This window comes from Bacteroidales bacterium, from assembly GCA_031275285.1.
Lineage (GTDB): Bacteria > Bacteroidota > Bacteroidia > Bacteroidales > UBA4181 > JAIRLS01.
On sequence record JAISOY010000016.1, the window covers coordinates 1 to 23032 of the forward strand.

20 protein-coding genes are annotated in these 23032 nt (G+C 38.4%); 15 read left to right on the top strand and 5 right to left on the bottom strand.

Annotated elements, in window-relative coordinates:
* Positions 1 to 590 precede the first annotated feature (590 nt).
* From LBQ60_01615 to LBQ60_01675, 13 genes are all read left to right on the top strand, one after another.
* Positions 591 to 1145: a GNAT family N-acetyltransferase gene (locus tag LBQ60_01615; protein MDR2036601.1), complete on the top strand. Its 555-nt coding sequence runs from the start codon at positions 591 to 593 to the stop codon at positions 1143 to 1145.
* A 118-nt stretch (positions 1146 to 1263) separates the two neighbouring features.
* Positions 1264 to 2247 (top strand): N-acetyl-gamma-glutamyl-phosphate reductase, encoded by a 984-nt coding sequence (gene argC / locus LBQ60_01620; GenBank protein MDR2036602.1) that lies wholly within the window; start codon positions 1264 to 1266, stop codon positions 2245 to 2247.
* A gap of 20 nt (positions 2248 to 2267) precedes the next feature.
* A complete protein-coding gene (locus LBQ60_01625) occupies positions 2268 to 3614 on the top strand; it encodes a hypothetical protein (protein MDR2036603.1) in 1347 nt (448 codons plus the stop codon).
* A complete protein-coding gene (locus LBQ60_01630; GenBank protein ID MDR2036604.1) occupies positions 3611 to 4738 on the top strand; it encodes an aminotransferase class III-fold pyridoxal phosphate-dependent enzyme in 1128 nt (375 codons plus the stop codon). The genes LBQ60_01625 and LBQ60_01630 overlap by 4 nt, the downstream gene beginning before the upstream one ends.
* 347 nt (positions 4739 to 5085) lie before the next feature.
* Entirely contained in the window at positions 5086 to 5877 is a 792-nt protein-coding gene (argB, locus tag LBQ60_01635) for an acetylglutamate kinase (GenBank protein MDR2036605.1), read from the top strand.
* A gap of 48 nt (positions 5878 to 5925) precedes the next feature.
* Entirely contained in the window at positions 5926 to 6402 is a 477-nt protein-coding gene (locus LBQ60_01640) for a dCMP deaminase family protein (protein ID MDR2036606.1), read from the top strand.
* Positions 6402 to 8030, top strand: coding sequence for a S41 family peptidase (locus LBQ60_01645; protein MDR2036607.1), 1629 nt, complete (start codon positions 6402 to 6404; stop codon positions 8028 to 8030). The genes LBQ60_01640 and LBQ60_01645 overlap by 1 nt, the downstream gene beginning before the upstream one ends.
* A gap of 45 nt (positions 8031 to 8075) precedes the next feature.
* Positions 8076 to 9038 carry a sugar phosphate isomerase/epimerase gene (locus LBQ60_01650; GenBank protein MDR2036608.1) on the top strand — a complete coding sequence of 321 codons (963 nt, stop codon included), beginning with the start codon at positions 8076 to 8078 and terminating at the stop codon, positions 9036 to 9038.
* Between the two features lie 77 nt (positions 9039 to 9115).
* Positions 9116 to 9790 (top strand): response regulator transcription factor, encoded by a 675-nt coding sequence (locus tag LBQ60_01655; protein ID MDR2036609.1) that lies wholly within the window; start codon positions 9116 to 9118, stop codon positions 9788 to 9790.
* Positions 9787 to 11055: a HAMP domain-containing histidine kinase gene (locus LBQ60_01660; GenBank protein MDR2036610.1), complete on the top strand. Its 1269-nt coding sequence runs from the start codon at positions 9787 to 9789 to the stop codon at positions 11053 to 11055. Before LBQ60_01655 ends, LBQ60_01660 begins: the two co-directional genes overlap by 4 nt.
* Positions 11056 to 11149: 94 nt before the next feature.
* On the top strand, positions 11150 to 11653 hold the full coding sequence (locus tag LBQ60_01665) for a PepSY-like domain-containing protein (protein ID MDR2036611.1): 504 nt from the start codon (positions 11150 to 11152) through the stop codon (positions 11651 to 11653).
* A gap of 19 nt (positions 11654 to 11672) precedes the next feature.
* On the top strand, positions 11673 to 12116 hold the full coding sequence (locus LBQ60_01670; GenBank protein ID MDR2036612.1) for a PepSY-like domain-containing protein: 444 nt from the start codon (positions 11673 to 11675) through the stop codon (positions 12114 to 12116).
* Between the two features lie 173 nt (positions 12117 to 12289).
* Complete coding sequence (locus LBQ60_01675) at positions 12290 to 14014, top strand: alpha-L-fucosidase (protein ID MDR2036613.1); 1725 nt, start codon at positions 12290 to 12292, stop codon at positions 14012 to 14014.
* 49 nt (positions 14015 to 14063) lie between these two features.
* Here the strand turns inward: LBQ60_01675 and LBQ60_01680 are convergent, their stop codons facing one another.
* Genes LBQ60_01680 through LBQ60_01690 form a run of 3 tightly spaced genes read right to left on the bottom strand, consistent with a single transcriptional unit; the run spans position 14064 to position 17642 of the window.
* Positions 14064 to 16037, bottom strand: a complete 1974-nt coding sequence (locus tag LBQ60_01680; GenBank protein ID MDR2036614.1) for a M56 family metallopeptidase — start codon at positions 16035 to 16037, stop codon at positions 14064 to 14066.
* Positions 16034 to 17224 carry a 6-bladed beta-propeller gene (locus LBQ60_01685; GenBank protein ID MDR2036615.1) on the bottom strand — a complete coding sequence of 397 codons (1191 nt, stop codon included), beginning with the start codon at positions 17222 to 17224 and terminating at the stop codon, positions 16034 to 16036. The genes LBQ60_01680 and LBQ60_01685 overlap by 4 nt, the downstream gene beginning before the upstream one ends.
* A 10-nt stretch (positions 17225 to 17234) precedes the next feature.
* Entirely contained in the window at positions 17235 to 17642 is a 408-nt protein-coding gene (locus LBQ60_01690; protein MDR2036616.1) for a BlaI/MecI/CopY family transcriptional regulator, read from the bottom strand.
* A gap of 316 nt (positions 17643 to 17958) precedes the next feature.
* Here LBQ60_01690 and LBQ60_01695 point away from each other — a divergent pair, with 316 nt between their 5' ends.
* Positions 17959 to 18933, top strand: coding sequence for a polyprenyl synthetase family protein (locus tag LBQ60_01695; protein MDR2036617.1), 975 nt, complete (start codon positions 17959 to 17961; stop codon positions 18931 to 18933).
* A 5-nt stretch (positions 18934 to 18938) separates the two neighbouring features.
* Here LBQ60_01695 and LBQ60_01700 read toward each other — a convergent pair whose 3' ends face one another.
* Both LBQ60_01700 and LBQ60_01705 read right to left on the bottom strand, forming a co-directional pair.
* On the bottom strand, positions 18939 to 19571 hold the full coding sequence (locus tag LBQ60_01700) for a TetR/AcrR family transcriptional regulator (GenBank protein ID MDR2036618.1): 633 nt from the start codon (positions 19569 to 19571) through the stop codon (positions 18939 to 18941).
* 173 nt (positions 19572 to 19744) lie between these two features.
* Complete coding sequence (locus LBQ60_01705) at positions 19745 to 20482, bottom strand: NYN domain-containing protein (protein ID MDR2036619.1); 738 nt, start codon at positions 20480 to 20482, stop codon at positions 19745 to 19747.
* Positions 20483 to 20813: 331 nt separating this feature from the next.
* Here LBQ60_01705 and LBQ60_01710 point away from each other — a divergent pair, with 331 nt between their 5' ends.
* On the top strand, positions 20814 to 23021 hold the full coding sequence (locus tag LBQ60_01710; GenBank protein ID MDR2036620.1) for a patatin-like phospholipase family protein: 2208 nt from the start codon (positions 20814 to 20816) through the stop codon (positions 23019 to 23021).
* Positions 23022 to 23032: the final 11 nt, after the last annotated feature.

Genomic DNA, 23032 nt, shown 5'->3' on the forward strand with positions numbered 1-23032 from the left:
GACGCCGGAAGAACTACCTTCGGTGAGATCGCTCCGCTAAGTTCGCCTTACGGCTCAGACAGCTTCCGGCTTGCCCCTTCACTTTGCAGGACTGGTGCCCGCTTCCGGAAGGTCAGGCCTCCCAAGTGTAACACCACTGTATGAGCGGAGAAACAGAATATAGGACAATGTGAACTAATTATGAACATCTACTTATTTAATTAACGTAACCAATTTGATCAATGCGGCTTAAGAGAACAATAAATAGTACTGAGTGCTTAATTTCCAGCTATTTTTAATAAATGCATGATATTTGTAAAAAATATATTATGTTTGTCCTTCCAAAAAGAATAACTTATCTAGTGTAACAAAATGGTTAACAAAGTTTTAATTAAAAAGATGACATCCTATAGTTATCGATTCCGATGCCTGTTCCGATGCCCGATAAGGGAGTAATGAATTTTTTCAGCGTTATCGATAAACGCAATCATTCATCTTTTAGCTTTTTATCTTAATTAAAACAATCCGATAATCATTTTTTCCAAATGAAGTTTATTATTGAAGTAGCCAGCGAGCAACATTGTAAATATGCCGATGAGATCTGTAAAGAAATGGAAGCATCGGCAAAAGTTCGCGGTACTGGTATTGCCAAGCGTTCCCCGGAATATATCGAAAGGAAAATGCGTGAGGGAAAAGCTGTTATTGCTCTAGATGAACAACAGCATTTCGCGGGTTTTTCATATATCGAGTCGTGGAGCCATGAACTTTTTGTGGCTAATTCGGGGTTAATTGTTAATCCGGAATACCGGAAAAGCGGGCTGGCCAGGCAAATTAAGAAAAGAATTTTTGAACTTTCCCGTAAAAAATACCCTAAAGCTAAAATTTTCAGTATCACCACCAGTCTGGCCGTCATGAAATTAAATTCGGAAATAGGGTATAAACCTGTCACTTTTTCCGAATTAACCGACGATAATGCTTTCTGGAAAGGATGTGAAGCCTGTGTTAATTATGATATTTTACAACGTAATAACAGGCGTATGTGCCTTTGTACCGGCATGCTTTATGACCCGGCCAAAGAGGAAAAGTTCAATTTTATCAAAAGCTTCAACGTCCTGGAACGTTTCCGACGATTGACCACAGCAAAATCCAACGGAAAAAAATCATAGGAATAATACCGTTATCCTTAAAAGCATTCTGTTCCCTACGCAAAATACATTATTTTTGCGGGACAGTGTATTATTGTATTATTTTCAGCAAATCACCAGATATTTAAACGAATAAAAAATGATCAAAGCAGGTATTATCGGAGGAGCCGGATATACGGGCGGTGAACTGGTCCGTATCTTATTGCATCATCCGGAAGTAGAAATTAGTTATATCCATAGTAATAGCCATGCCGGAAAACCAATATATGAAGCACATAGCGATCTTTTCGGTGATACGGATATGGTTTTCACCGGAGAAATAGGAGATGCAGATGTAATCTTCCTTTGTTTAGGACATGGAAAGTCCCTGGAATTCTTAAACAATACATCATTCGAACGTCATCCGAAAATTATAGACCTGAGCCAGGACTTCAGGATCAACCAGTTTTTCCAGACCAAAGATGATCAATGTTGGGAATTCGTCTATGGCCTTCCCGAATGTAGCCGCCCGCAAATACAGGAAGCCGGATTTATTGCAAATCCGGGGTGTTTTGCTACCGCTTTCGAACTGGCATTATTACCGTTGGCCAAATCCGGATTACTTACCAATGAAGTTCAGGTAAACGGTATCACCGGGTCAACAGGCGCCGGACAGGCTGCAACTTCCACCACTCATTTCAGCTGGCGGAACAACAATATCTCCATATATAAGCCATTTACCCATCAACATTTAAAGGAAGTCAGGAAAACATTGGAAATAACAGCAGGCAATGTCATCCCTGAATTGAATTTCCTTCCCTTACGCGGGGATTTTACACGGGGGATCTTCCTGTCTGCCTACATGCAGACCGAAATGGAACTTCCCGAATTGATCCGTTTATATAAAGGGTATTATGCTGATGCTGCCTTCACTTTCGTCAGCGATCATGATATCAGTCTTAAAGAAGTGGTCAACACGAACAAATGTTTGTTACATATCGAAAAATATAACAATAAGGTATTGATCACTTCTGTAATCGATAACCTTTTAAAAGGCGCTTCCGGACAAGCTGTTCAAAACATGAACCTGATGTTCGGACTGGATGAAAAAACAGGTTTAGCGCTTAAAGCAAGTGTATTTTAAATATCCGGAAATCTTTATTTATGGTATTTTCAGTAGATAATCAAACGATCAATGATCTGGAGATTTTTCAATCCGGCAAACAAAAAAAATCATTGTCCAGCTTTCTCGACCTCACTCTTACAGCAGGAGGAAGCGACAGGTTGTACAGGATGTTGAACAATCCTGCCTGCGATACTGAAATACTCAATAACCGGATTGCTGCGATACGTTTTTTTACTGAGAATGATCTCATGTTAGATACGGATAGCCAGATGCTTGATTTCATCGAACATTACCTGAACCAAAGCGATTATCCGACAAAATTTTCTTCTTTAAAGGCAATAGAAAAATCAATCAGGAATAAGTTAAAACCAAGCAATGAATTCTATGTTAAGAAAAGAGGTATTGTTTACCTGATCGATTTCTTGGATTCATGGCACCGGCATATCCGAAAATTCGAAGAAATTGAAAGCCCCGGCCTGATAAAAAAATACAATAATGATGTATTGAGGTTATTCAATGATCCGGTATTTAAAGAAATACTCGGTTACAAAAATAAGAACAAAATAAATCCGGTAGCATTGGAAAAATTCGACCATGCTTTCCGTTACAGCCATAAAGCGCCCTTACGGTTCCTTCTGGATGTGACCTATGAATACGATGTGTTCCAGGCAATGTCGAGAATGGTCTCTGAACGCGATTTTTGTTTTCCGGAAATACTAACCTCGCAAGAAGAAATATTAGATATCAAAGGGTTATTTCATCCTTTGATCGAACAGGCAATCACCAATGATGTTACCCTTACAAGCAAGAGTAATCTTGCATTTCTTACCGGTCCGAATATGGCCGGAAAATCAACATTCCTGAAATCCATTGGAATAATTGCCTACCTTGCCCACTGTGGTTTTCCCGTACCGGCAAAAAAGGTGAGGATAAGCACATTATCCGGGTTATCCACTACCATTAATATTCCGGATAACCTGAACCTCGGATACAGTCATTTTTATTCCGAAGTATTAAGAATAAAGAAAGTAGCGGAAAGTATGAAGTCGAACCGCAATATGCTTGTGATCTTCGATGAGCTATTCAGGGGTACCAATGTAAAGGATGCACTGGAAGGATCTCTGGCGGTCATTTCCGCTTTCTCACAAGTAAAATCCTGCTTTTTCGCGATCTCGACACATATTGTCGAGATCGCTGAAAGGCTCACTGAAAAGGACAATATCCTGTTCTGTTTTTTAGAAATCAAAAGTGAAAACGGTATGCCCGTTTATACTTATAAACTGAAAGAAGGTGTAACAGATACGAGATTGGGTATGTATATTATTCAACAGGAAAAAATAATTGAAACCATTCATGCAATAACTGATAAAAATCAAAACCAATGAACTTATTCGACGTCTATCCCATCATTAACATCGAACCGGTAAAGGGTAAAGGATGTTATGTCTATGACAAAGAAGGTAATGAATATCTGGATTTATACGGCGGACATGCTGTTATTTCCATCGGACATACCCACCCTGTTTATGTACGTCGCATTACCGAACAATTACAAAAAATTGCATTTTATTCGAATTCTGTTATTATCCCTCAGCAAAAGGAATTGGCCGGTTTACTGGGCCGGATCTCCGGTTATGACGATTATAATTTGTTTTTATGCAATTCCGGTGCCGAGGCAAACGAAAACGCCATAAAACTGGCTTCATTCAGGAACGGACGTAAGAAACTGATCAGCTTTGGCGCTGCTTTCCATGGCCGGACACACGGAACACTTGCTGTAACGGATAATCCCAATATCAGTGCCCCTATCAATAACCGGGACCATGTGGCATATCTGCCTCTGAATGATATTCAAGCTGTAGAGGATACTTTAAGCAAAGGTGATATCAGCGCTGTAATTATTGAAGGTATACAAGGTCTGGCCGGAATCTATTGCCCTGATGTCGAATTTTTAAAAGCGCTTGATTCGGCCTGTAAAAAATACAATACGGTCCTGATCCTGGATGAAATACAATCCGGATATGGACGTACCGGCAAGTTCTTTGCCCATCAGTATGCCGATATCCGTCCCGATATCATCACCACAGCCAAAGGTATGGGAAATGGGTTTCCTGTGGCAGGAGTCCTGATCCATCCTGAATTTGAGGCCAAATATGGCTTGTTAGGCACCACTTTTGGCGGAAGCCACCTGGCTTGTGCTGCATCTATCGCCGTACTGGAAGTAATGGAACAGGAAAACCTGATCGAAAATGCACGGGAAACAGGAGATTATCTGATCCGGCAATTAAAAACTATTCCACAAATCAAGAATATCCGTGGCAGAGGTTTAATGATTGGTATGGAATTCGAAGATCCCATAGCTCCCCTACGTACCAGATTGATCAATGAATATAAGATCTTTACGGGAGCATCATCCAACAAAAACGTATTGCGTATACTCCCGGCGCTTAGTTTGAATAAAAAACAAGCTGATGTTTTCATCGACAGTTTGAAAAAGTCGCTGGCGTAATATTATTGATTATTGATTATTGATTATTGATTATTGATTATTGATTATTGATTATTGATTATTGATTATTGATTATTGATTATTGATTATTGATTATTGATTATTGAATATTTTTAAGTCATTTATATAATGAATGATGAACTTAGCGCAAGAGACCTAATAAGCGTCAGCGAGTAATGATGAATGATGAAATATGTGTGAATACTTATTGATATTTATGTTATAAAACGGTTATAGGTACTCAGTGCTATTTATTATTTTTAAAATCTCATTGATCAAATTGATTACCTTCATTAGTTATAACATTAATTGATTGGTATTATTTAATAATTCTATTCTAGAAAACATTGGAAAATTTAACTCTCTTAAAAATAGGCGGCAACGTAATCGATAATCTCCTCCTGCTCGACCGGGTCTTACAGGATTTCGCAAAATGGGAAGGACCGAAGACTCTGGTGCATGGTGGTGGGAAGCTGGCCAGCGACCTGATGAAGAAGATGGGGATCATGCCCAAAATGGTGAATGGACGACGCATCACCGACCGTGATACACTGGACATTGTTACCATGGTCTATGCCGGACTGATCAACAAAAACATCATTGCATCCCTGCAAAAATATACCTGTAATGCTATTGGACTTTCAGGTGCGGATGCCAATATCATTCCGGCACAAAAACGCCCTGTCAGGGATGTCGATTATGGTTATGTCGGGGACATCGATACCAAAGATATCGATGGCGAACAATTAAGCCGTTTTATCGGTTCGGGACTAACCCCTGTAATGGCTCCCATCACACATGACGGACAAGGTTCATTACTGAATACGAATGCCGACACCATAGCATCCGGTGTTGCCATTGCATTGGCAGGATATTACAAGGTATGCCTGGTCTTTTGTTTTGAAAAAAAGGGGGTGCTCCGTGATCCTTCGGATGAAGATTCGGTGATTGATTTCCTGGATGAAAAGCTTTTTGATCAATACAAAGACGAAGGTATTATTACGGCAGGAATGATTCCCAAGCTTGAGAATGCATTTGCGGCATTACACAACGGTGTAGATGAAATACGTATCTGTAGTCCTGAAGGAGTAAGTAGCGGACAAACCGGAGGAACCCGCATACGCATCGGAAATAAATAACTCATTCAATATTTTTGGTATCTTTGTTCAGCCAGTGAAAATAAAAAAATGGATGATAAACAATACCTGCTTGACAGGAGATACCTTGCAATGACACGCATCTGGAGTCAAAACTCCTATTGCAAACGCCGTAAGGTAGGTGCATTATTGGTCAAAGACCAGATGATCATCTCCGACGGTTATAACGGAACACCTTCCGGATTTGAAAATATCTGTGAAGATGAAAACAACGTCACCAAACCATATGTATTACACGCCGAAGCAAATGCCATTACTAAAGTAGCCAAATCAAGCAATAGCAGTGAAGGAGCTACTCTATACGTCACCTCCTCCCCTTGCCTGGAATGTGCCAAATTAATCATCCAATCGGGAATAAAACGTGTTGTATACTGTGAAAAGTACCGCATTGATGACGGAATCCGCTTACTCGAACGGGCCGGTATCAAAGTCACATACGTTGAGTGTGATTTCGGTATGGAACAGGTTTCAGAAATTATGGGTAATACAGAAAGCAATAAAAAATAATGGAGATAAAAAACAGAAAAATAGATGCGCTACTTCCGCTCATCATAGCATTAGTGTTGGTTATCGGCATACTTGCAGGCATCCATTTCGGAAGATCAAGGCCTCAGACCGGTAGCATATCTAATCGTGGACTTTTGTTCTATAGGCCTGACAATAAGGTAACACAGGCTTTAGATCTGATCACCAGTTCATATGTGGATAGTGTTTCCAGCAATCAACTTGAAGAAGATGCCATTACCGGAATGTTAAAAACACTAGATCCACATTCCCAATATATCCCTGCAGCAAAACTTGCAGCAGTCAATGAACCGATTGAAGGGAATTTTTCAGGAATCGGCGTTCAGTTCAATATGTTGAATGATACGATAATAGTTGTTAATACGACCCCTAAAGGCCCTTCTGAAAAAGTGGGTGTAATGGCCGGGGACCGAATCGTGGAAGTAGACGGGACCACTGTTGCCGGTATAAAAATGTCCAGCAATGATATCGTCAAAATGCTAAAAGGAAAAACAGGAACCAAAGTAAAAGTGGGTATTTTCCGTAGAGGAGAAAAAGACCTGCTTTATTTCGATATTGTCCGGGATAAAATTCCCCTGTTCAGTGTGGATGTCGCCTACATGCTTACACCTGAAATCGGATACGTAAAGGTAAATACATTCTCCAGAACCACCATCAAGGATTTTACAGATGCTCTTATCCGCCTCAAATCAGAAGGGTTGGAAAAACTAATCATAGATTTGCGCAATAACTCCGGCGGCATTATTGACGGTGCAATAGGAATGTCCGAATTATTCCTGCCCGAAGGATCATTAATTGTATATACGGAAGGAAATGAACGTCCCCGTTATGATTATTTTTCCAAAGCAAAAAATTCATCATTTGCTGATACTGAACTCATTATTTTAATCAATGAAATTACCGCATCAGCCAGCGAAATTGTTTCCGGTGCCATTCAGGACAATGACAGGGGTACGATTATCGGTAGAAGGAGCTTCGGGAAAGGACTGGTACAGGAACAACATAAACTCAATGACGGTTCTGCGATACGTATCACCGTTTCCAGGTATTATACTCCAACCGGACGTTCCATACAAAAACCTTATGACGGGGGATTGGAGAAATATTACAATGAATTAAGAGAAAGAAGATTACATGGAGAAATGAACGAAGCCGACAGTATCCATTTCAATGATTCGCTCAGATACATCACTCCAAAAGGAAAAGTAGTATATGGAGGAGGTGGAATTATGCCAGATATCTTCGTTCCGGTGGATACATCCTATTACTCTGTCTATTTTGAACAAATTATCCAACGTGGGCTGATCTACCGGTTTGCTCTCAATTATTCAGACGTCCACAGGAAAGAATTGTCGAATGTTCCCGATTATCAAACACTGGAAAAAAACCTCCGTAAAGGCGGTATTATGGAGCAGTTTATCAAATATACATCGGAACAAGGCATTAAAAGAAATAACAAGGATTTGAAAATATCAGGCAATGCAATTGAAAACATGGTTATTGCATATATTGTCCGGAATATATTTGATGATAACGGATTTTATCCGGTTTTTAATCAGGATGATCCAATGATCCTAAAAGCTATAGAAGTGTTTACTTCCGATAAATGAAAGAGCATTTATCCGGACAGTAGCTTTAAATAAAATATTTGATCCATGAGACGCCGAGAATTTGTAAGAACGACCACCGCAATGGCTTTTGTAAGTCCTTTTTTGATGGGAACAGATATTTATGCTCTGGATTCTTCCCCAAAACACACATTTAAGGAAGACGATACCATTTGTGCATTTTCCAAGATCTTCCAATGGCTGGATTACGATAGTTTAGCCGGATTTCTTTCTGAGGCCGGATTTGAGGGTATTGACCTTTCTGTCCGTCCCGGAGGGCATATTCTACCGGATAACGTGGAAAAAGACCTGCCTAAAGCAGTAAAAGCCGCACAAAAACATGGGCTTACCATTCCAATGATAGCAACCGCCATTACCGATGTCTCTGATCCTGTAACAAAACGGATCCTGAAAGCAGCATCTGATACAGGAGTAAAATATTACCGGCTTGGATATTACCGGTATGATGAACAACTGGATGCAACACAAAATCTGGAAAAGGTAAAAAAGAGCCTCAATGCATTAGGTGAGTTGAATGCAAAATACGGGTTACAAGGTGGATATCAGAATCATGTAGGTAATTTTGTGGGAAGCCCTGTATGGGATTTATGGTATGCCATCAAAGATCTTGACCCGGAACACATAGGTTGTCAATATGATGTCCGTCACGCTGTTGCAGATGGACTTTCCTGCTGGATGTCAGGATACCGGGCCATTGCTTCGCACATAAAACATGTATGTATTAAGGATTTTACATTCCGGCAGGACAACAATGGAAAATGGGGAGTACGGTCTGTCCCTCTGGGAACAGGTGCTGTGGACTTCAATACCTATTTTAAGATCAGAAAACAATGTAACATAAGCGGTCCGTTATCTATTCATTATGAATTTCCCATTGAAGGAGATATCCCTTCCTTGTCCCCGGGAGAACGGATGAAAAAGATATTGCCCACCATACGAAAAGAAGCGGACACCCTACGGACGATGATAAAAAATAGCAATCAGGCATAAGTTGCTATCTCTTTTTATTTCAGTTTTTTTTCAGATTTATTAATTTATTTTGTTTCCCAAATAATCATTGACTTAAAATGAAGATATTGGTAATCGAAGATGAATATGAGATGCTGAAAGCAATTGAAGTATCACTGCTTTCAGAAAAGTATATTGTGGAAAAAGCGACCGATTATGCATCTGCCATAGAGAAAGTTTTCCTGTATCAATATGATTGTATTCTTCTGGATATTTCTTTGCCAGGAGGAAGTGGATTAAAAATCCTGGACGAGATGAAAAAAGAAGGAATTGAGTCCAATGTCATTATTATTTCTGCCAAAAATTCCATCGACGATAAGGTTATTGGACTGGAACTGGGGGCAGATGATTACCTGACCAAACCCTTCCACATGGCCGAACTACATGCCCGGATAAAAGCAGTACTCAGGAGAAAACTACAGGATGGAAAAGATATACTCGTATTGGGTAATATGGAAGTAGATTTTCATGAAAGAACAGTAAATATAAATGGAGAGCCATTAAAATTAAACCGTAAAGAATTCGACATTTTGTCTTTTTTCGTCACCAACCTGAATCGTTTGATCACCAAAGAAACGCTGGCAGAACATGTATGGGGGGACCACATTGATACGGCAGATAATTTTGATTTTATTTATGCGCAGGTAAAAAATATAAGGAAAAAACTGAAAGACAATCAGGCTAGTGTTGCCTTAGAAAATATTTATGGTGTTGGTTATAAAATGATCTTATGAGACTGGCCGATCTTTTGTCATATAAGCTTTCCTTCATCTTCATACTGATATTCACCGTATGGGCAGGTGTATATTTTGTATTTCAGATGATGGAGATATATGACGGGATCGATGAGGGATTGAGTAACCTGAGACAGGAATTGGTTGTCCGGGCCAATCAGGATGCGCAATATGTAACGGACATGGCCAAACACGATCCCCTCAATATGATCCTGGAAGAGATCAGTTATGATAAGGCCAAAGACATAGTAGATGAATTTATTACGACTAAAGTATATTTTGCAACAGAGTTGGAAGATGAAGAAGTAAGGATGCTGGTTTCCGCTTTCTATTGTGAATCCAATCAGCGATATTACCTGTTGAAAATATTTACATCTACGGTAGAAAGCGAAGACCTGATAAAAAATATGCTCTATCTGTTGCTTGCCTTATGGTTAAGTCTTGCTATCGCTTTTATTTTTGGCAGTAAACGGATCATCCGGAATAGTACAAAATCTTTTTACCATTTACTGGAAATGTTAAAAACTTTTGAATTAAATCAGTTACAAACCATTGATCTTCCGGCCACATCTGTTAAAGAATTCTCCGAGCTGAATAAATCGGTGAAAAAATTATTAGACAATAATATCCGTGTGTATAATGAGCAGAAAAATTTCATTGAAAACGCTTCTCATGAAATGCAAACACCTTTGGCCATTGTGATCGGAAAGTTGGAATTATTAATGGATGAACCACTCAGTCGTGAACAGATGGAGGAGATCAGCCATGTGTTAAATATCCTGAACAGAATGAAACGACTGAACAAGCAATTATTATTACTGTCCAAAATAAGGAACAATCAATTTCCCGAGGGTAGTGAAATACACTTTACAGATGTTTTTGATAACGTCATTGATGAATTCCAGGAATTGATCGAACACAAGGGATTAACCCTGAATATCCGCAAGGAAGGCGACCCAGTATCGATCATGAACGAAGACCTGGCTTATATCATGATCACCAATCTGGTAAAAAACGCCATTGCCCATAATATTAGAAATGGAAACATCGACATATGCATCAAAGATGATCAGATGGTAATTTCCAATACCGGAAAGAAGATCGACAGCAATGTAGATATTTTTGAACGATATAATACCGGTGATCATCTTCCCGGATCTTCCGGAATAGGGCTTTCGATTGTAAAATCAATTGCCGACCTATACCATTTCGAAATTTCGCATAAATATAATAATCAACACATTACGACTTTAACTATAAAATAATTCATTTTTTAAGATTTTCCCAATTCTTTTCAGAATCATTTCTGACTTTTGTATTATGAATTTAATAAAATATTTTTCAATAAAATCAAAAGTCATGAAAAAGTTAATTGGATTAAGTTTAGTTGTCTTTTTATCATTTCAGCTAAATGCACAGACTATCACAAAAAATTACAGTAACGAAGAGATCGGGAAAATGATCACTGATTTCCAAAATGCCCACTCAAGAAATACCACACCGAGTGCTGAAATACTCCAGAAATTCCGGACAGATTTTCCTAACGCAAGGGATATAGAATGGGAAGTAGGTGGTGATACCTATGAAGTAGAATTCGATGTTAAATATACGGATTACAAAGCTTATTATGATAATAAGGGAAATCTGTTGATGTATACATATGACCTTTCGCCGCGACAATTACCGTCTATCGTGAAAAATGCCGTAATGGCCAAATATCACAAATATAAAATCGAAGATGTTAATATCATATATCAGGGAACTGAAGTGTTTTACAAGGTAGAAATAGAACATAATGAAATGCCTGATATGAAACTTATTGTCAAAGAAGACGGTAGCCTGGTAAAAGAATGGAATGACTAATTTATAAAAATTTAAAAAAATGAAAACAAATCTTTTAATTTTTGCACTGGTGGTGAGTGGTTTTGCATTCTCATCCTGTGATAAGGATGATGATAAGGTAATATCAAAAAGCGACTTACCGGAAACCGCACAGGCTTTTCTCAATACCTATTTTGCAGGTATTACCGAAACAAGGGTTGAAAAAGACAACGACAACTATGATGTTTACCTTTCCAATGGAATGGAAGTTGAATTCGATCTGAATGGAAACTGGAATGATATCGATGGAAACAGAAATCCTCTTCCGGCAACTATTTTGGATCAACTCCCGGTAACTATCTCCGAGTATCTGACCCTGAATCATGAAAATGCCTCCGTTTTCAGTATCGATAAAGAACCATACGGATATGAAGTGGATATGTCCAACGGTTGGGATGTGAAATTTAATTTTGAAGGAAAATTTTTATCACAAACGATAGATTAACCGACATTATATCTAGAAACAAAGAGGGTTGCTTCCGGAAAGGAAGCAACCCTCTTTGTTTGAGAAGAATGATAACTTGAAAAAAGTGTTTATTTTTGTACGGCTTAATCGCTAATTCCAATGCTTAATTCTTTCCTATGATGCAACGAATCACTTTTTTCATGTTTCTTATTATGATATTTCCTCTGTCTTATTCGCAAGAGATGAATGAGATGTGGGGTGAACAGATTTCCGGTTTGAATGTACAGGATGCAGGTCGAGGCCAACTGTTCCGCGATGGTAATTATGCCATGTTTATTCACTGGGGACTTTATTCTCAGATCGCTAACGAATGGAAAGGAAAGACTTATTATGGTATCGGGGAATGGATCATGAATAAAAATATGGCCAATATCCCGGTGAAAGAATACATGGAAGTGGCTAAAGATTTCAACCCGGTAAAATTCGATGCTGAAGGAATTGTACAGTTAGCCAAGGATGCTGGTATGAAATACATCATCATTACCAGTAAACATCACGATGGCTTCTCTATGTACCATTCAAAGGTAAATATGTTCAATATAGTAGATGCTACGCCTTTTGCCCGGGATCCTATGAAAGAATTGGCACAAGCATGTAAAAATGCAGGACTCGGATTCGGGTTTTATTATTCACATAACCAGGACTGGACAAATCCGGAGGGAACAATCATGCCGGAAGAAAGTGTTGATGATCCGGCTTCTTTTGAAAGTTATTTCAAATACAAATGCCTGCCTCAGGTAGAAGAGATCACCACGCAATACGGACGCATTGAACTGGTGTGGTTTGATACGCCGGGACGTATTTCACGTGAGAAAGTACAGCAACTGGTAGATATTGTCCGCAAAAATCAGCCACAGGCATACATTTCCGGAAGAGTGGGACATGGATTGGGTGATTACACAACTTTAGGCGATATGGAAGTACCAGTCAGGAACCACGATGGGATATGGGAAACCGTGGATGTGACCAATGACTCATGGGGATATGCCTGGTACGATCAGAACTGGAAAAATCCCAAAGAAATATTGATGCGCCTGATTTCAACTGTGGCCCGGGGTGGTACATACATGCTGAATATAGGTCCGAAACCGGATGGAAGCATTCCCGAGCAGGCAGCCTATTCGTTACGAAAATCCGGGGAATGGATACACCGTTACCCTCAGGTCGTATATGGTACGGATGCATCTCCATGGCAACATGCTTTACCCTGGGGAGATATAACCGTAAAAGACAAAAAACTTTTTTTATCCGTTTATGAATGGCCTGCTTCAGGAAAGATCTACCTGCCCGGACTACAAACAGATATTGTGTCAGTGGAGATACTTGCCGGAAAAAAACGTTCTAAACTAAAATTCAGTAAGGAACAGGGATGGACAATATTGGAATTACCATGCATTCCACCCGAAGAACTGGTCTCTGTGGTTGAATTAACTCTGAAAGATAAGGCAAAAGTTGAAACCACCCAGGCAATTGACCCGTACATGCCACTGATTTTGCCTGCTGATTTTGCTGAAACAAAGAATTGCCGGAAGAATAAAAAACAATGGATGGAAAAATTTGGTGAATGGAAACATGTCATGCAGATCGATCAATGGAAAGAGGGATCTGCTGCTATCTGGGAGATCAATTTTAAAGAAGCGGGTGATTATATGGTTGAATTAACCTATAGTGGAAAAGGTAAACTGGTATGGACCATTGAGAGTGAAACAGGGACAAAGATACAAAACCAGCAAAATTCATCAGCCATCTATCATACTTTTCCGTTTGGCTGGTTAAATATAGGAAAATCCGGTAAGCAAAAAATAACCGTTACCTTACAGGAGGGCGACAGAAATGCAGTAAGCCTAATGTCCCTCAAATTGAAAAAAGTGAATTGATCCCCTGGCAATAAAACCTTTCAGTATGATGCAACCCAATACCTGGTTTCTATTCTTTGGTTTTAATTACCATCGCACCATTCCGGGCTTTATCCCCATATTGTTTGATGGCTTCATCAGGAGCATAAGTAACTATACTACTGATATCGGATATATCAATACTTTTATTAGGATTCCATTTTTTTCCATTCAGTATAAAATTATAACCATTATCCTCAAATTTTTTGGCTAACATGATCGACATTTTATAATCCGGACTTCCTACCTTTGCAAGATATATTAAAGCATTTTCCATGTAATCAGGAAGTTGAAGATCTTTAAATAGTACTGGTTTTCCATTATACATGATCTCGTAATTATTTATTTTTTTCATTTCCGATTCTACTATCCCTGAATTTTCGTCGGTTGAAAAGTTGGTATTATATTCAAAATTAACTGTTTTACCAGTCTCCTCTGACCGGTATGTCCCAAATGTTCCATATTTTTTAGATGGGTCCTTGGATGAGGAAGTGACATTTACAGTTGAAGCATCACTTTTGACCGCCTTTTTTCGACAGTCCACAATCACCGGAAGTAGACGATCAATCATATTTCTATCATCTGTATTTAAGGCTATGTACTCCTTTTGAAAATGGCGTAATGACATTTCATTCCGCTTATTTTGATACACATTACCTACTGCATTCAACAACTGTGAATATTTCTCCGGGAGAACATTTTCATCACTTTCGATGATGATGTATTTAACAATCACTTCAAAATCCTCTCCTCCAATATTGATCCGGGCAATTTCATTGAAAAAATTCCTTTCTTTTTCGGCCACCAAAGCCGAAAGGATAAAAGCAGGCAATTCTTCCATAGAGGTACGTTTACCGTCCTTCAAAATATCTCCGGATTTATTCATGGCGATATACATACCTATGCTCTTATCCATTTTTCCACCATATGCAAGCTTATAAGCCCGGACAACGGAATTCCATGTTTCTTCATGGCCCAGGCTTTTGCTGATATCAACAGGAAGGGATTTACGAAGTTCTTCAAGAAACTTTTCTTCTGTCCAGTTCGTTTTTTCCTGCGTATTTTCTGTAACTTTGAACATTGAAATTTGTTCCAGTTCCCGTTTAATTTCGGGACGGGCAAAGGCTTGCAATAAGAGTGCAGCCAACGGAATAAAGAGCAAGGCTCTCCACCGGGCCCAGGTGCGGGTGTTTTGTTTGTTCATCATCTTGATCCGTTTTTTAATTTTACTTTGGGCAAAGCTGCTGGCCACAGAGTAACGGCTTGCGCCAGCAGCTTTTTCGATTAATAATAATTGGTATTGGGTTGCATTGATACCTTGTGATATTACGCTACGATCTGTTTCATATTCATGCAGGTTTTTTATTTCACGTTTTACTAACCATGTAAAAGGATTGAACCAGTGGATAATACATACGATACCTATCAGACACAGGTCTCCAAAATGTCCTTTACGAAGGTGGATCTCTTCATGGGCAATGATTTCTGTAGCAAACCGTTCGTAATCCATTTCCGATAGGACAATCCATCCTGCAAAAGAAAAGGAACTGACTTTCAGCGGAGAAACCAATACTCTCCGTCCCCTGTATAAAACGCGGTTGGCCGAAGAGATGATCCTTAAAACATGTACTATAGAGAATATAAAAAAAGAAAAAGAAATAACAGCCCCTATAATATATACCCATACATATATATTTGCAGAAAGTCCGGATGAGGATGCCCCCTGCTCTACTATCCCATGACTTTCTTCCGTTTGCATAACAGTATGTACTACTTCATTTGTGAGAAACAATTCTTCCAGTTGTTTAATAGGTAAATGCATCATAACTCCTTCACTGACCGGAATACGAATAAAAGGCATCGCCATGGACAACAGTATAATAGTGAGTAATATAAACCGGTTAAACCGGAAAAAAGTACCATGCTTCAGTAAAAGGACATACAAACCATAAAACAAGCTTAAACATATTGTCGACTGTATGACGTATAAAAAGAAAGTATTCATGATTTCTTCAATTTTGCGTAGAAAATATAATTGTTATCTCCCTCTGACACTGTATCTCTGAGTTGGGTCAGTTTCTGACGCATAATTTCAGTGATATTTTTGCCTGAAAGCACTTTTTCCAGGTCTTCCAATAAATCCCCTGGATCATAATTCCTTACATAATATCCGTTAGAAAAAGCATATGACGGCCCTCCTATTTCCAGATCACCGAAATAATCATTTTTTAGTTTGAAAAAACTACCTTTTAAAGTTGACTTTTCGACAAAGAAAAATGTATTATTCTGGGTATCCGTGAGATGATCATTAATGATTTTCAGTTCGGCCAAATTTCCCAAATAATGGTCCGGCAGTTCTACATAAGAATGAATAGGTATTTTAGGGGATTCAAAGTTCATGGTAAACCTGGGAATCAATTGGTTGGTTGCTGTATCATAATGATACAACGTATCCTGACGGGATTCATATGCAAATAAGTATACATCCATGGATGATGTGTTTTTACTGGTCATCACATCGTTGTTATAGCCGGTAAAGGCGCCCGATGCATCACGCGGATCAATGGCAAGATGCCCGGGAGCAATACTGCTGATGATTTCTCCCGACATTTTCTGGGTCCAGGCTACATATGGGCTCCCCATCCAGGGAATGGCAATCACAGAAATCATTGTTCCGGAAGGATCAACAAAAAGCTTTCCTTTAGATACATTCATTGGTAACCGGATCGGATCAAGGATTTTACCGGTTAAATCATACACCAGAATAGTTTGTGTTCCCCATGGGAAAATATAAATGCGGTTGTTCTTTTCATCCATTATCTCATCATTTGTCGTTCGATATTCGCCGGGACCTTTTCCATAAGAGCCTATCCGGGTAATAAACCGACCTTCCCTGGTAAACAGTTTATATGGATTATTCCCCGAACCTTTTACCAGAATATATTTTTCACCAATAATGACGGAATTGGTAGATACCAATGCATGTTCGCTGTTCTCTAACTTCACCATCTGCATTTCTTCCGTGAAATAACTTAACGGGAGTATCACCGTATCCTTTAATAGGGAGCGGTCGCAAACGACGATCTCATGTTTTCCGGATGTATAGACATCAGCCACTTTTTTAGTATTTTTCAGATCCTGGGAACATCCTGAACAGATCAATAATAAGCATATAATGACCGTATTTTTCATGGCATTTGATTTATCGCTTGGATTGACCAGCTCTTCTTTGACTGTGGCCTATTTGCTCACTTTTCCCTGTTTCCACTTCACGGATCAAAGCTTTTAGTTCATCGATAGACAACGCTTCCTCTTCAATCAATGTTGAAACAACCATTCTGTATGAATTATCAAAATACTTGGTAACTACATTCTTCAGAGTCGCCCTCTTATATTCCTCTTCCGTTACTGATGCGGCATATTGATAAGTATTGCCATATGCGGTGTAACTAAGGAACCCTTTTTCCTCCAGTCCTCTTACAACTGTTGATAATGTGTTGTAATGTGGCTTCGGATCCGCATAATATTCATGGATCTGCTTTACAAACAATGGTCCTTTTTCCCAGAAAAATGACATGATCTCTTCTTCTTTAGCCGTGAGACGTTTCATGATAAATGATAAATGATAAATAATGAATGATAAATAATGAATGATAAATAATGAATGATAAATAATGAATGATAAATAATATGCAAGTATAACTATTAATTTTAGTTTTCAAACTATATAATTTAGTTTTTTAACTATTTTTATTAGTTTTAAAAAACCAATAATTTTAACACGCTTATATAAAGTGATTTATTTATATTTTCTAAAATTGAACAACAGCTAAAAGATGTAATTTTACAGATGAAAACAATCTTTGAACATTTTAATCATGATGAATCATAAGTATTTCTTATTTTTGTTCTCTGAATCATTTTATATGTCAGGTATAAATAAAATCAAACAACCTATCGCAGAAGAGCTAAAAGCATTTGACCGTCAGTTCAAACAGTCTCTTAAAAGTGATGTCTTTTTACTGAATCTCATTACACAATATGTCTTAAAAACAAAAGGGAAACAAATACGTCCTTTGCTGGTTTTTCTTTCGGCGAAATTATTCGGGGAAATAGGAGAAAAAAGTTATGCTGCCGCATCATTGGTGGAACTATTACATACCGCTTCGTTGGTACATGATGATGTAGTGGATGATGCCAATGAAAGACGTGGACTTTTCTCTGTCTATGCTCTCTGGAAATCCAAAACGGCAGTGTTGTTTGGAGATTATTTATTGGCCAGGGGATTAATGGTGTCTGTAGAAAATCAGGCTTATGACTTGCTAAGAATTGTCTCATTGGCCGTAAAAGAAATGAGTGAAGGGGAATTATTACAACTGGAACATTCCCGTAAACAGAATATCACTGAAGAAGAGTATTTCACGGTTATCCGTAAAAAAACGGCGACACTTATTGCTGCATGTACCGAATCGGGAGCTCAATCAACCGGTGCAAACCCTGAACAGATAGAAAAGATGAAACAATTCGGAATATATCTGGGAATGATTTTTCAGATCAAAGATGATTTGTTTGATTATTTACCGACTGGGCTTGTAGGAAAACCTGCAGGAAATGACATCAAAGAAAAAAAATATACACTTCCTTTAATCTATGCCTTAGAGCAGACACCCGAAAATGACAGGAAAAAAATCATCAAACTGATCAACAGTTCGGCATCCGATTCAAAAAAACTAAAAACGGTCACTGATTTTGTCGTCCAAAACGGAGGATTGACTTATTGCTACAAGGTAATGGATGAATTCAGCCGGAAAGCCATAGATATTATACACAGCTTTCCGCAAAGTGATGTTACAACTGCTTTAGAAGAAGTGGTTTCTTATGTTGTTCAAAGAAAAAGTTAAGCCAACTAGTCTTTTTCTGATCCTCTGGGAATAAGCAATTCTGTAATCTTACCGATCAGATTCTTTAATCGCTTCTGGTCTCTTGATGTACTGATATCGATATTGCAAAAACTGGATTGATTCCGGTGTAATACCAAATAATATATACTGGAGACTAGAATGGCAGCTATCATTTCAAAATCGACATCCGATCCTTCAAAATATTTATTGAAACTATGCAGGATTTCACGTCCCATTTCCTCCCTAAGCCCTGCAATATATTTAGGAATCCCTTTGTTTTCCGATAATTCCCAAAGAAGGAAAGCCTGCAATTCTTCGTTCTTCATAACATCTTCGAACTGCTTTATGATCATATCCCTTCCCGATTCGATCAGATTTTTTCCATCGTTGTTAATTGGCTCCTGAAATACACCCAGCCAATAATCATTGGCAAGGACATACTGTTCCAGCAGATTATCAAAACTACCAAAATGATAATAGAGAGATGATTTATCCACTCCTGCAACTTCCGCCACCCTGTTCACACCTAATTTTTGATATCCTTCCTTACGGAGGACCGTACCAACAGCCTTAATAAATTTTTGTTTGCTGATGAGTTTCTTCTTAGTGCGCGTACCACTCCTTTTTTCTTTTTCCACCGTTGTAATAAATAAGATTGATCATGCAAATATAAATTGAATCTATTTATAATACAATACTTTGCAGTTATTTTTTTGCGTTTAATAAAATCATAAAAACCTGTTACTTTTTTACAGAATATATTTACAGGAAAACCATAGTGTCCCAAAATAACCAAAAAATATTCATTCCGTTACTTTAACTTAACCAAAGGTTGATTCAGCCCATTCACCACATTTTTCACGACCTCGTATTTTTTTATACTTTCAAAAAGCTTGGTTAAGTTTTTAAATCCATAAGCACGTGAATCAAAACTAGGATCGATTTTCCGTAAACTTAAACCTACCTGGGCAATATATACTTCATCATCCTCTCCCAAAGATATATTAAATGCTTTATCAATGAGGGCAATATCCAACTGTTCCCTTTTATGCTGAAGATTCTCTTTTTCAGGAGATAATTTCAGATTTCCGATTTCACTGATATCCTCAGTTGAAGCAATATTTTCCAGATAAGTGAAAATCTCACAGGATTGGATAAAAGCACTAGGTGTTTTCTTTTCCCCGATTCCCATTACAAATATACCCTCTTCCCGTATCCTTTTCGCTAAACCGGTATAATCACTATCACTGGATACAATACAAAACCCGTCTACATTTTTTCCGTGGAGGATATCCATAGCGTCTATAATCAGAGAACTGTCCGTGGAATTTTTACCGGTAGTATAGGAGAACTTTTGTACAGGATTAAAAGAATAAAGATTCAGACCTTCTTTCCATCCGTTCATTTGATTGGATGTCCAGTCGCCATATATTCTTCTTATGGTCGCTTTTCCATACTTTGAAACTTCTTCGAGAATGGCTTGAAAGAGTTTTGGCTGAGAGTTATCTCCATCAATTAAGACAGCGATATTAAATCCTTTCTTATCCATATTTTCAATTTTATTCGGCTGTGTTCAACTCAGGTTAATCATTTTATTCTTAATGCTTCTGTATTTTTAGCAATCTTATGCGAAGATAATATATAAAAAAACAAATATCAAACTTTTCTTCCCGATAACCGTTATTACTCCTGTAATCCTTATCTTTTTTATTAATATCAACTCCGGATTTTCGAATCGCTTTGCTTCCGATACTTTAGTAAGTAAAATCCGGTTGTTCAATTTATTCATTTCAGTACCTGAAAATATCAGTTCAGGATATTTTTCCGCCAAAGACCTTTTTTCCTTAATAATTTCACCAAATGAATAGACAGAGTTTGAAATGACAAGAAAAAAAAATAAATACTGGCTTCTGTTAATCATATTATTTCCGTTTTCTGTAGCCGGTTCCGATATCGAAAAAAAAATATCCGCACCTAAAGTTGGAGTGGTTCTTAGTGGAGGAGGAGCAAAAGGATTTGCGCACATTGGGGTATTGAAAGTATTGGAAGAGGAAGGTATTCCTGTTGATATTATTGTCGGTACCAGTATGGGAAGTCTTGTCGGTGGCGTTTATTCCCTGGGATATAATGCCGATGAAATTATGGAAATTGTCCATAAGATACAATGGGAATCTTTATTAAGTGACGCTGTACTGAGAACCGAACTTTCCTATAATGAAAAGACCCTTAGTCAACGATATCAACTATCATTGCCACAGAGTGCAAAAGGAGCATTGACACTTCCCAAAGGACTGGTCAGGGGGCAAAATGTGATCAATCTTTTTTGCGGACTGACGGCTAATGTACCTGTTGATGCCGATTTTTTATCCTTCCCGATACCATATGCATGTGTAGCAGCCAACATACAAACAGGCGAGGAAGTAGTAATGACCGATGGTTTCTTACCGGAAGCTATGTTCGCCAGTATGGCTTTCCCGGGTTTTTTCCATCCGATGGAACGAAACGGCAAATTACTGATAGATGGTGGTGTTGTGAATAATTTCCCGGTAGATGTCGCTAAAAATATGGGGGCGGATATTATCATTGGTGTTGATGTGACCGGAAATTTTACCGGAAAAGAAGATTTTCAATCTATGTTTGGGATACTTGGACAACTTGTCTGCTTTATGGGAATGGAAAAAGATTCGCTGAACAAGGCCCTTTGTGATATTACTATTCGTCCTGACATAACGGGTTATTCGGTAGCGAGTTTCAATCATGCAGCCGCAGACACTTTAATTAACCGGGGGATAGCTGCAGCTGATTCATTCAGGGAAGTACTCCGGAAACTGAAAACAGAACATGGACTTTGCAAGGAAAACAACAAAGAGAAACTGGTTTTATCTGAAAAGTGGAAAATCACGAAGATATCCATATCCGATGATCTGGAAATAGATAAAAGCATCATCCTTCATAAGATGTCACTTGAAATTCCCGGTGTATACTCCTATGAAGAAATAAAGGCATCAATTGACCGGCTTTACGGTACGGATGGTTTTGAACGCGTTTATTTCAGCCTTAATGATAATCAAAACGGAAAAACGTTGAATCTGAATATTACTCCTAAAAAATCTATTTCATTAAACATTGGTTTTAAAGCTAATACAACCGATGCTGCCGCAGTACTCCTGAATGCTACCCGCAAAGATATATCCAAGACCATCGGATATTTTTCATCCGGCGCGGAACTATCTATCAATCCGGGAGTTACCATGATTGCTGAAACCAAAGGTATCGGCTTTCCTACATTGGGATTCATGATGAAAGCTAAATACCAGAATTACAGATTCTTTCAGGATGGAAAAAAGCAATTTTCTTCCGATATTTTTCATGCAAGCGCTTCCGTTTATGTTGACAGACGACTGAATAACGGATTGACCTTAAGTGTAGGAACAGTCTTCGATTATTTTAATAAAAATACCTTTTATAAATCCGATTATATCCCTCCTGACTTGAAAAATAAAGCAGAAGTGATGGCAAATGGCTACATTTCATTCCAGTGTGATAATTTGAATAATTTTTATTTTCCGACCAGAGGGGTAAGTTTCCTTATTAAATATTCGATTTATACACCGTTGAGGAGTGAAAAAGAATTCGGCAATGACATACTGGTGAATTTCCGGTCGGCGGTTCCTGCCGGAAAGAGAACTACATTTTTGTTTGATATATATAACAGGTCATTACTGAATGAGCATTACCCGCATATTAAATCGAACCTGGTCGGAGGCGAAGGTTATTCCATTTATTTCGAAAATCACCTTCCATTAACGGGAATGCCTCCGTTTACCATCGCCGGAGAGCAGGCTACTGTGTTGAAAGCAGGGGTCAGATTCAGGCTTTTCAAAAACCACTTTCTCACCTTCTCATATAATGAACTGTATCAGGGCAACAAGAGGTTTCAATTCAATGAAAATATGACCATCAGAGGGGCAAGTGCAAATTTTGCCCTAAAAACAATATTGGGTCCTATTGACGTTGGCGCCGGACTCCATTTTTCAAAAGAGTATTGTAAGCCGGGATTTTCTGCCAACTTAGGACTTTGGTTCTAGTCAAACAAGAA

What these genes read in the sequence shown, in the direction of transcription:
- LBQ60_01675 (MDR2036613.1), top strand. Translation starts at nt 12,290, where the DNA reads ATGATATTTCCTCTGTCTTATTCGCAAGAGATGAATGAGATGTGGGGT.
- LBQ60_01690 (MDR2036616.1), bottom strand. Translation starts at nt 17,642, where the DNA reads ATGAAACGTCTCACGGCTAAAGAAGAAGAGATCATGTCATTTTTCTGG.
- LBQ60_01650 (MDR2036608.1), top strand. Translation starts at nt 8,076, where the DNA reads ATGAGACGCCGAGAATTTGTAAGAACGACCACCGCAATGGCTTTTGTA.
- LBQ60_01665 (MDR2036611.1), top strand. Translation starts at nt 11,150, where the DNA reads ATGAAAAAGTTAATTGGATTAAGTTTAGTTGTCTTTTTATCATTTCAG.
- LBQ60_01630 (MDR2036604.1), top strand. Translation starts at nt 3,611, where the DNA reads ATGAACTTATTCGACGTCTATCCCATCATTAACATCGAACCGGTAAAG.
- LBQ60_01705 (MDR2036619.1), bottom strand. Translation starts at nt 20,482, where the DNA reads ATGGATAAGAAAGGATTTAATATCGCTGTCTTAATTGATGGAGATAAC.
- LBQ60_01625 (MDR2036603.1), top strand. Translation starts at nt 2,268, where the DNA reads ATGGTATTTTCAGTAGATAATCAAACGATCAATGATCTGGAGATTTTT.
- LBQ60_01660 (MDR2036610.1), top strand. Translation starts at nt 9,787, where the DNA reads ATGAGACTGGCCGATCTTTTGTCATATAAGCTTTCCTTCATCTTCATA.
- LBQ60_01680 (MDR2036614.1), bottom strand. Translation starts at nt 16,037, where the DNA reads ATGAATACTTTCTTTTTATACGTCATACAGTCGACAATATGTTTAAGC.
- LBQ60_01645 (MDR2036607.1), top strand. Translation starts at nt 6,402, where the DNA reads ATGGAGATAAAAAACAGAAAAATAGATGCGCTACTTCCGCTCATCATA.
- argC (MDR2036602.1), top strand. Translation starts at nt 1,264, where the DNA reads ATGATCAAAGCAGGTATTATCGGAGGAGCCGGATATACGGGCGGTGAA.
- LBQ60_01640 (MDR2036606.1), top strand. Translation starts at nt 5,926, where the DNA reads ATGGATGATAAACAATACCTGCTTGACAGGAGATACCTTGCAATGACA.
- LBQ60_01670 (MDR2036612.1), top strand. Translation starts at nt 11,673, where the DNA reads ATGAAAACAAATCTTTTAATTTTTGCACTGGTGGTGAGTGGTTTTGCA.
- LBQ60_01615 (MDR2036601.1), top strand. Translation starts at nt 591, where the DNA reads ATGGAAGCATCGGCAAAAGTTCGCGGTACTGGTATTGCCAAGCGTTCC.
- LBQ60_01695 (MDR2036617.1), top strand. Translation starts at nt 17,959, where the DNA reads ATGTCAGGTATAAATAAAATCAAACAACCTATCGCAGAAGAGCTAAAA.
- LBQ60_01685 (MDR2036615.1), bottom strand. Translation starts at nt 17,224, where the DNA reads ATGAAAAATACGGTCATTATATGCTTATTATTGATCTGTTCAGGATGT.
- LBQ60_01710 (MDR2036620.1), top strand. Translation starts at nt 20,814, where the DNA reads ATGACAAGAAAAAAAAATAAATACTGGCTTCTGTTAATCATATTATTT.
- LBQ60_01655 (MDR2036609.1), top strand. Translation starts at nt 9,116, where the DNA reads ATGAAGATATTGGTAATCGAAGATGAATATGAGATGCTGAAAGCAATT.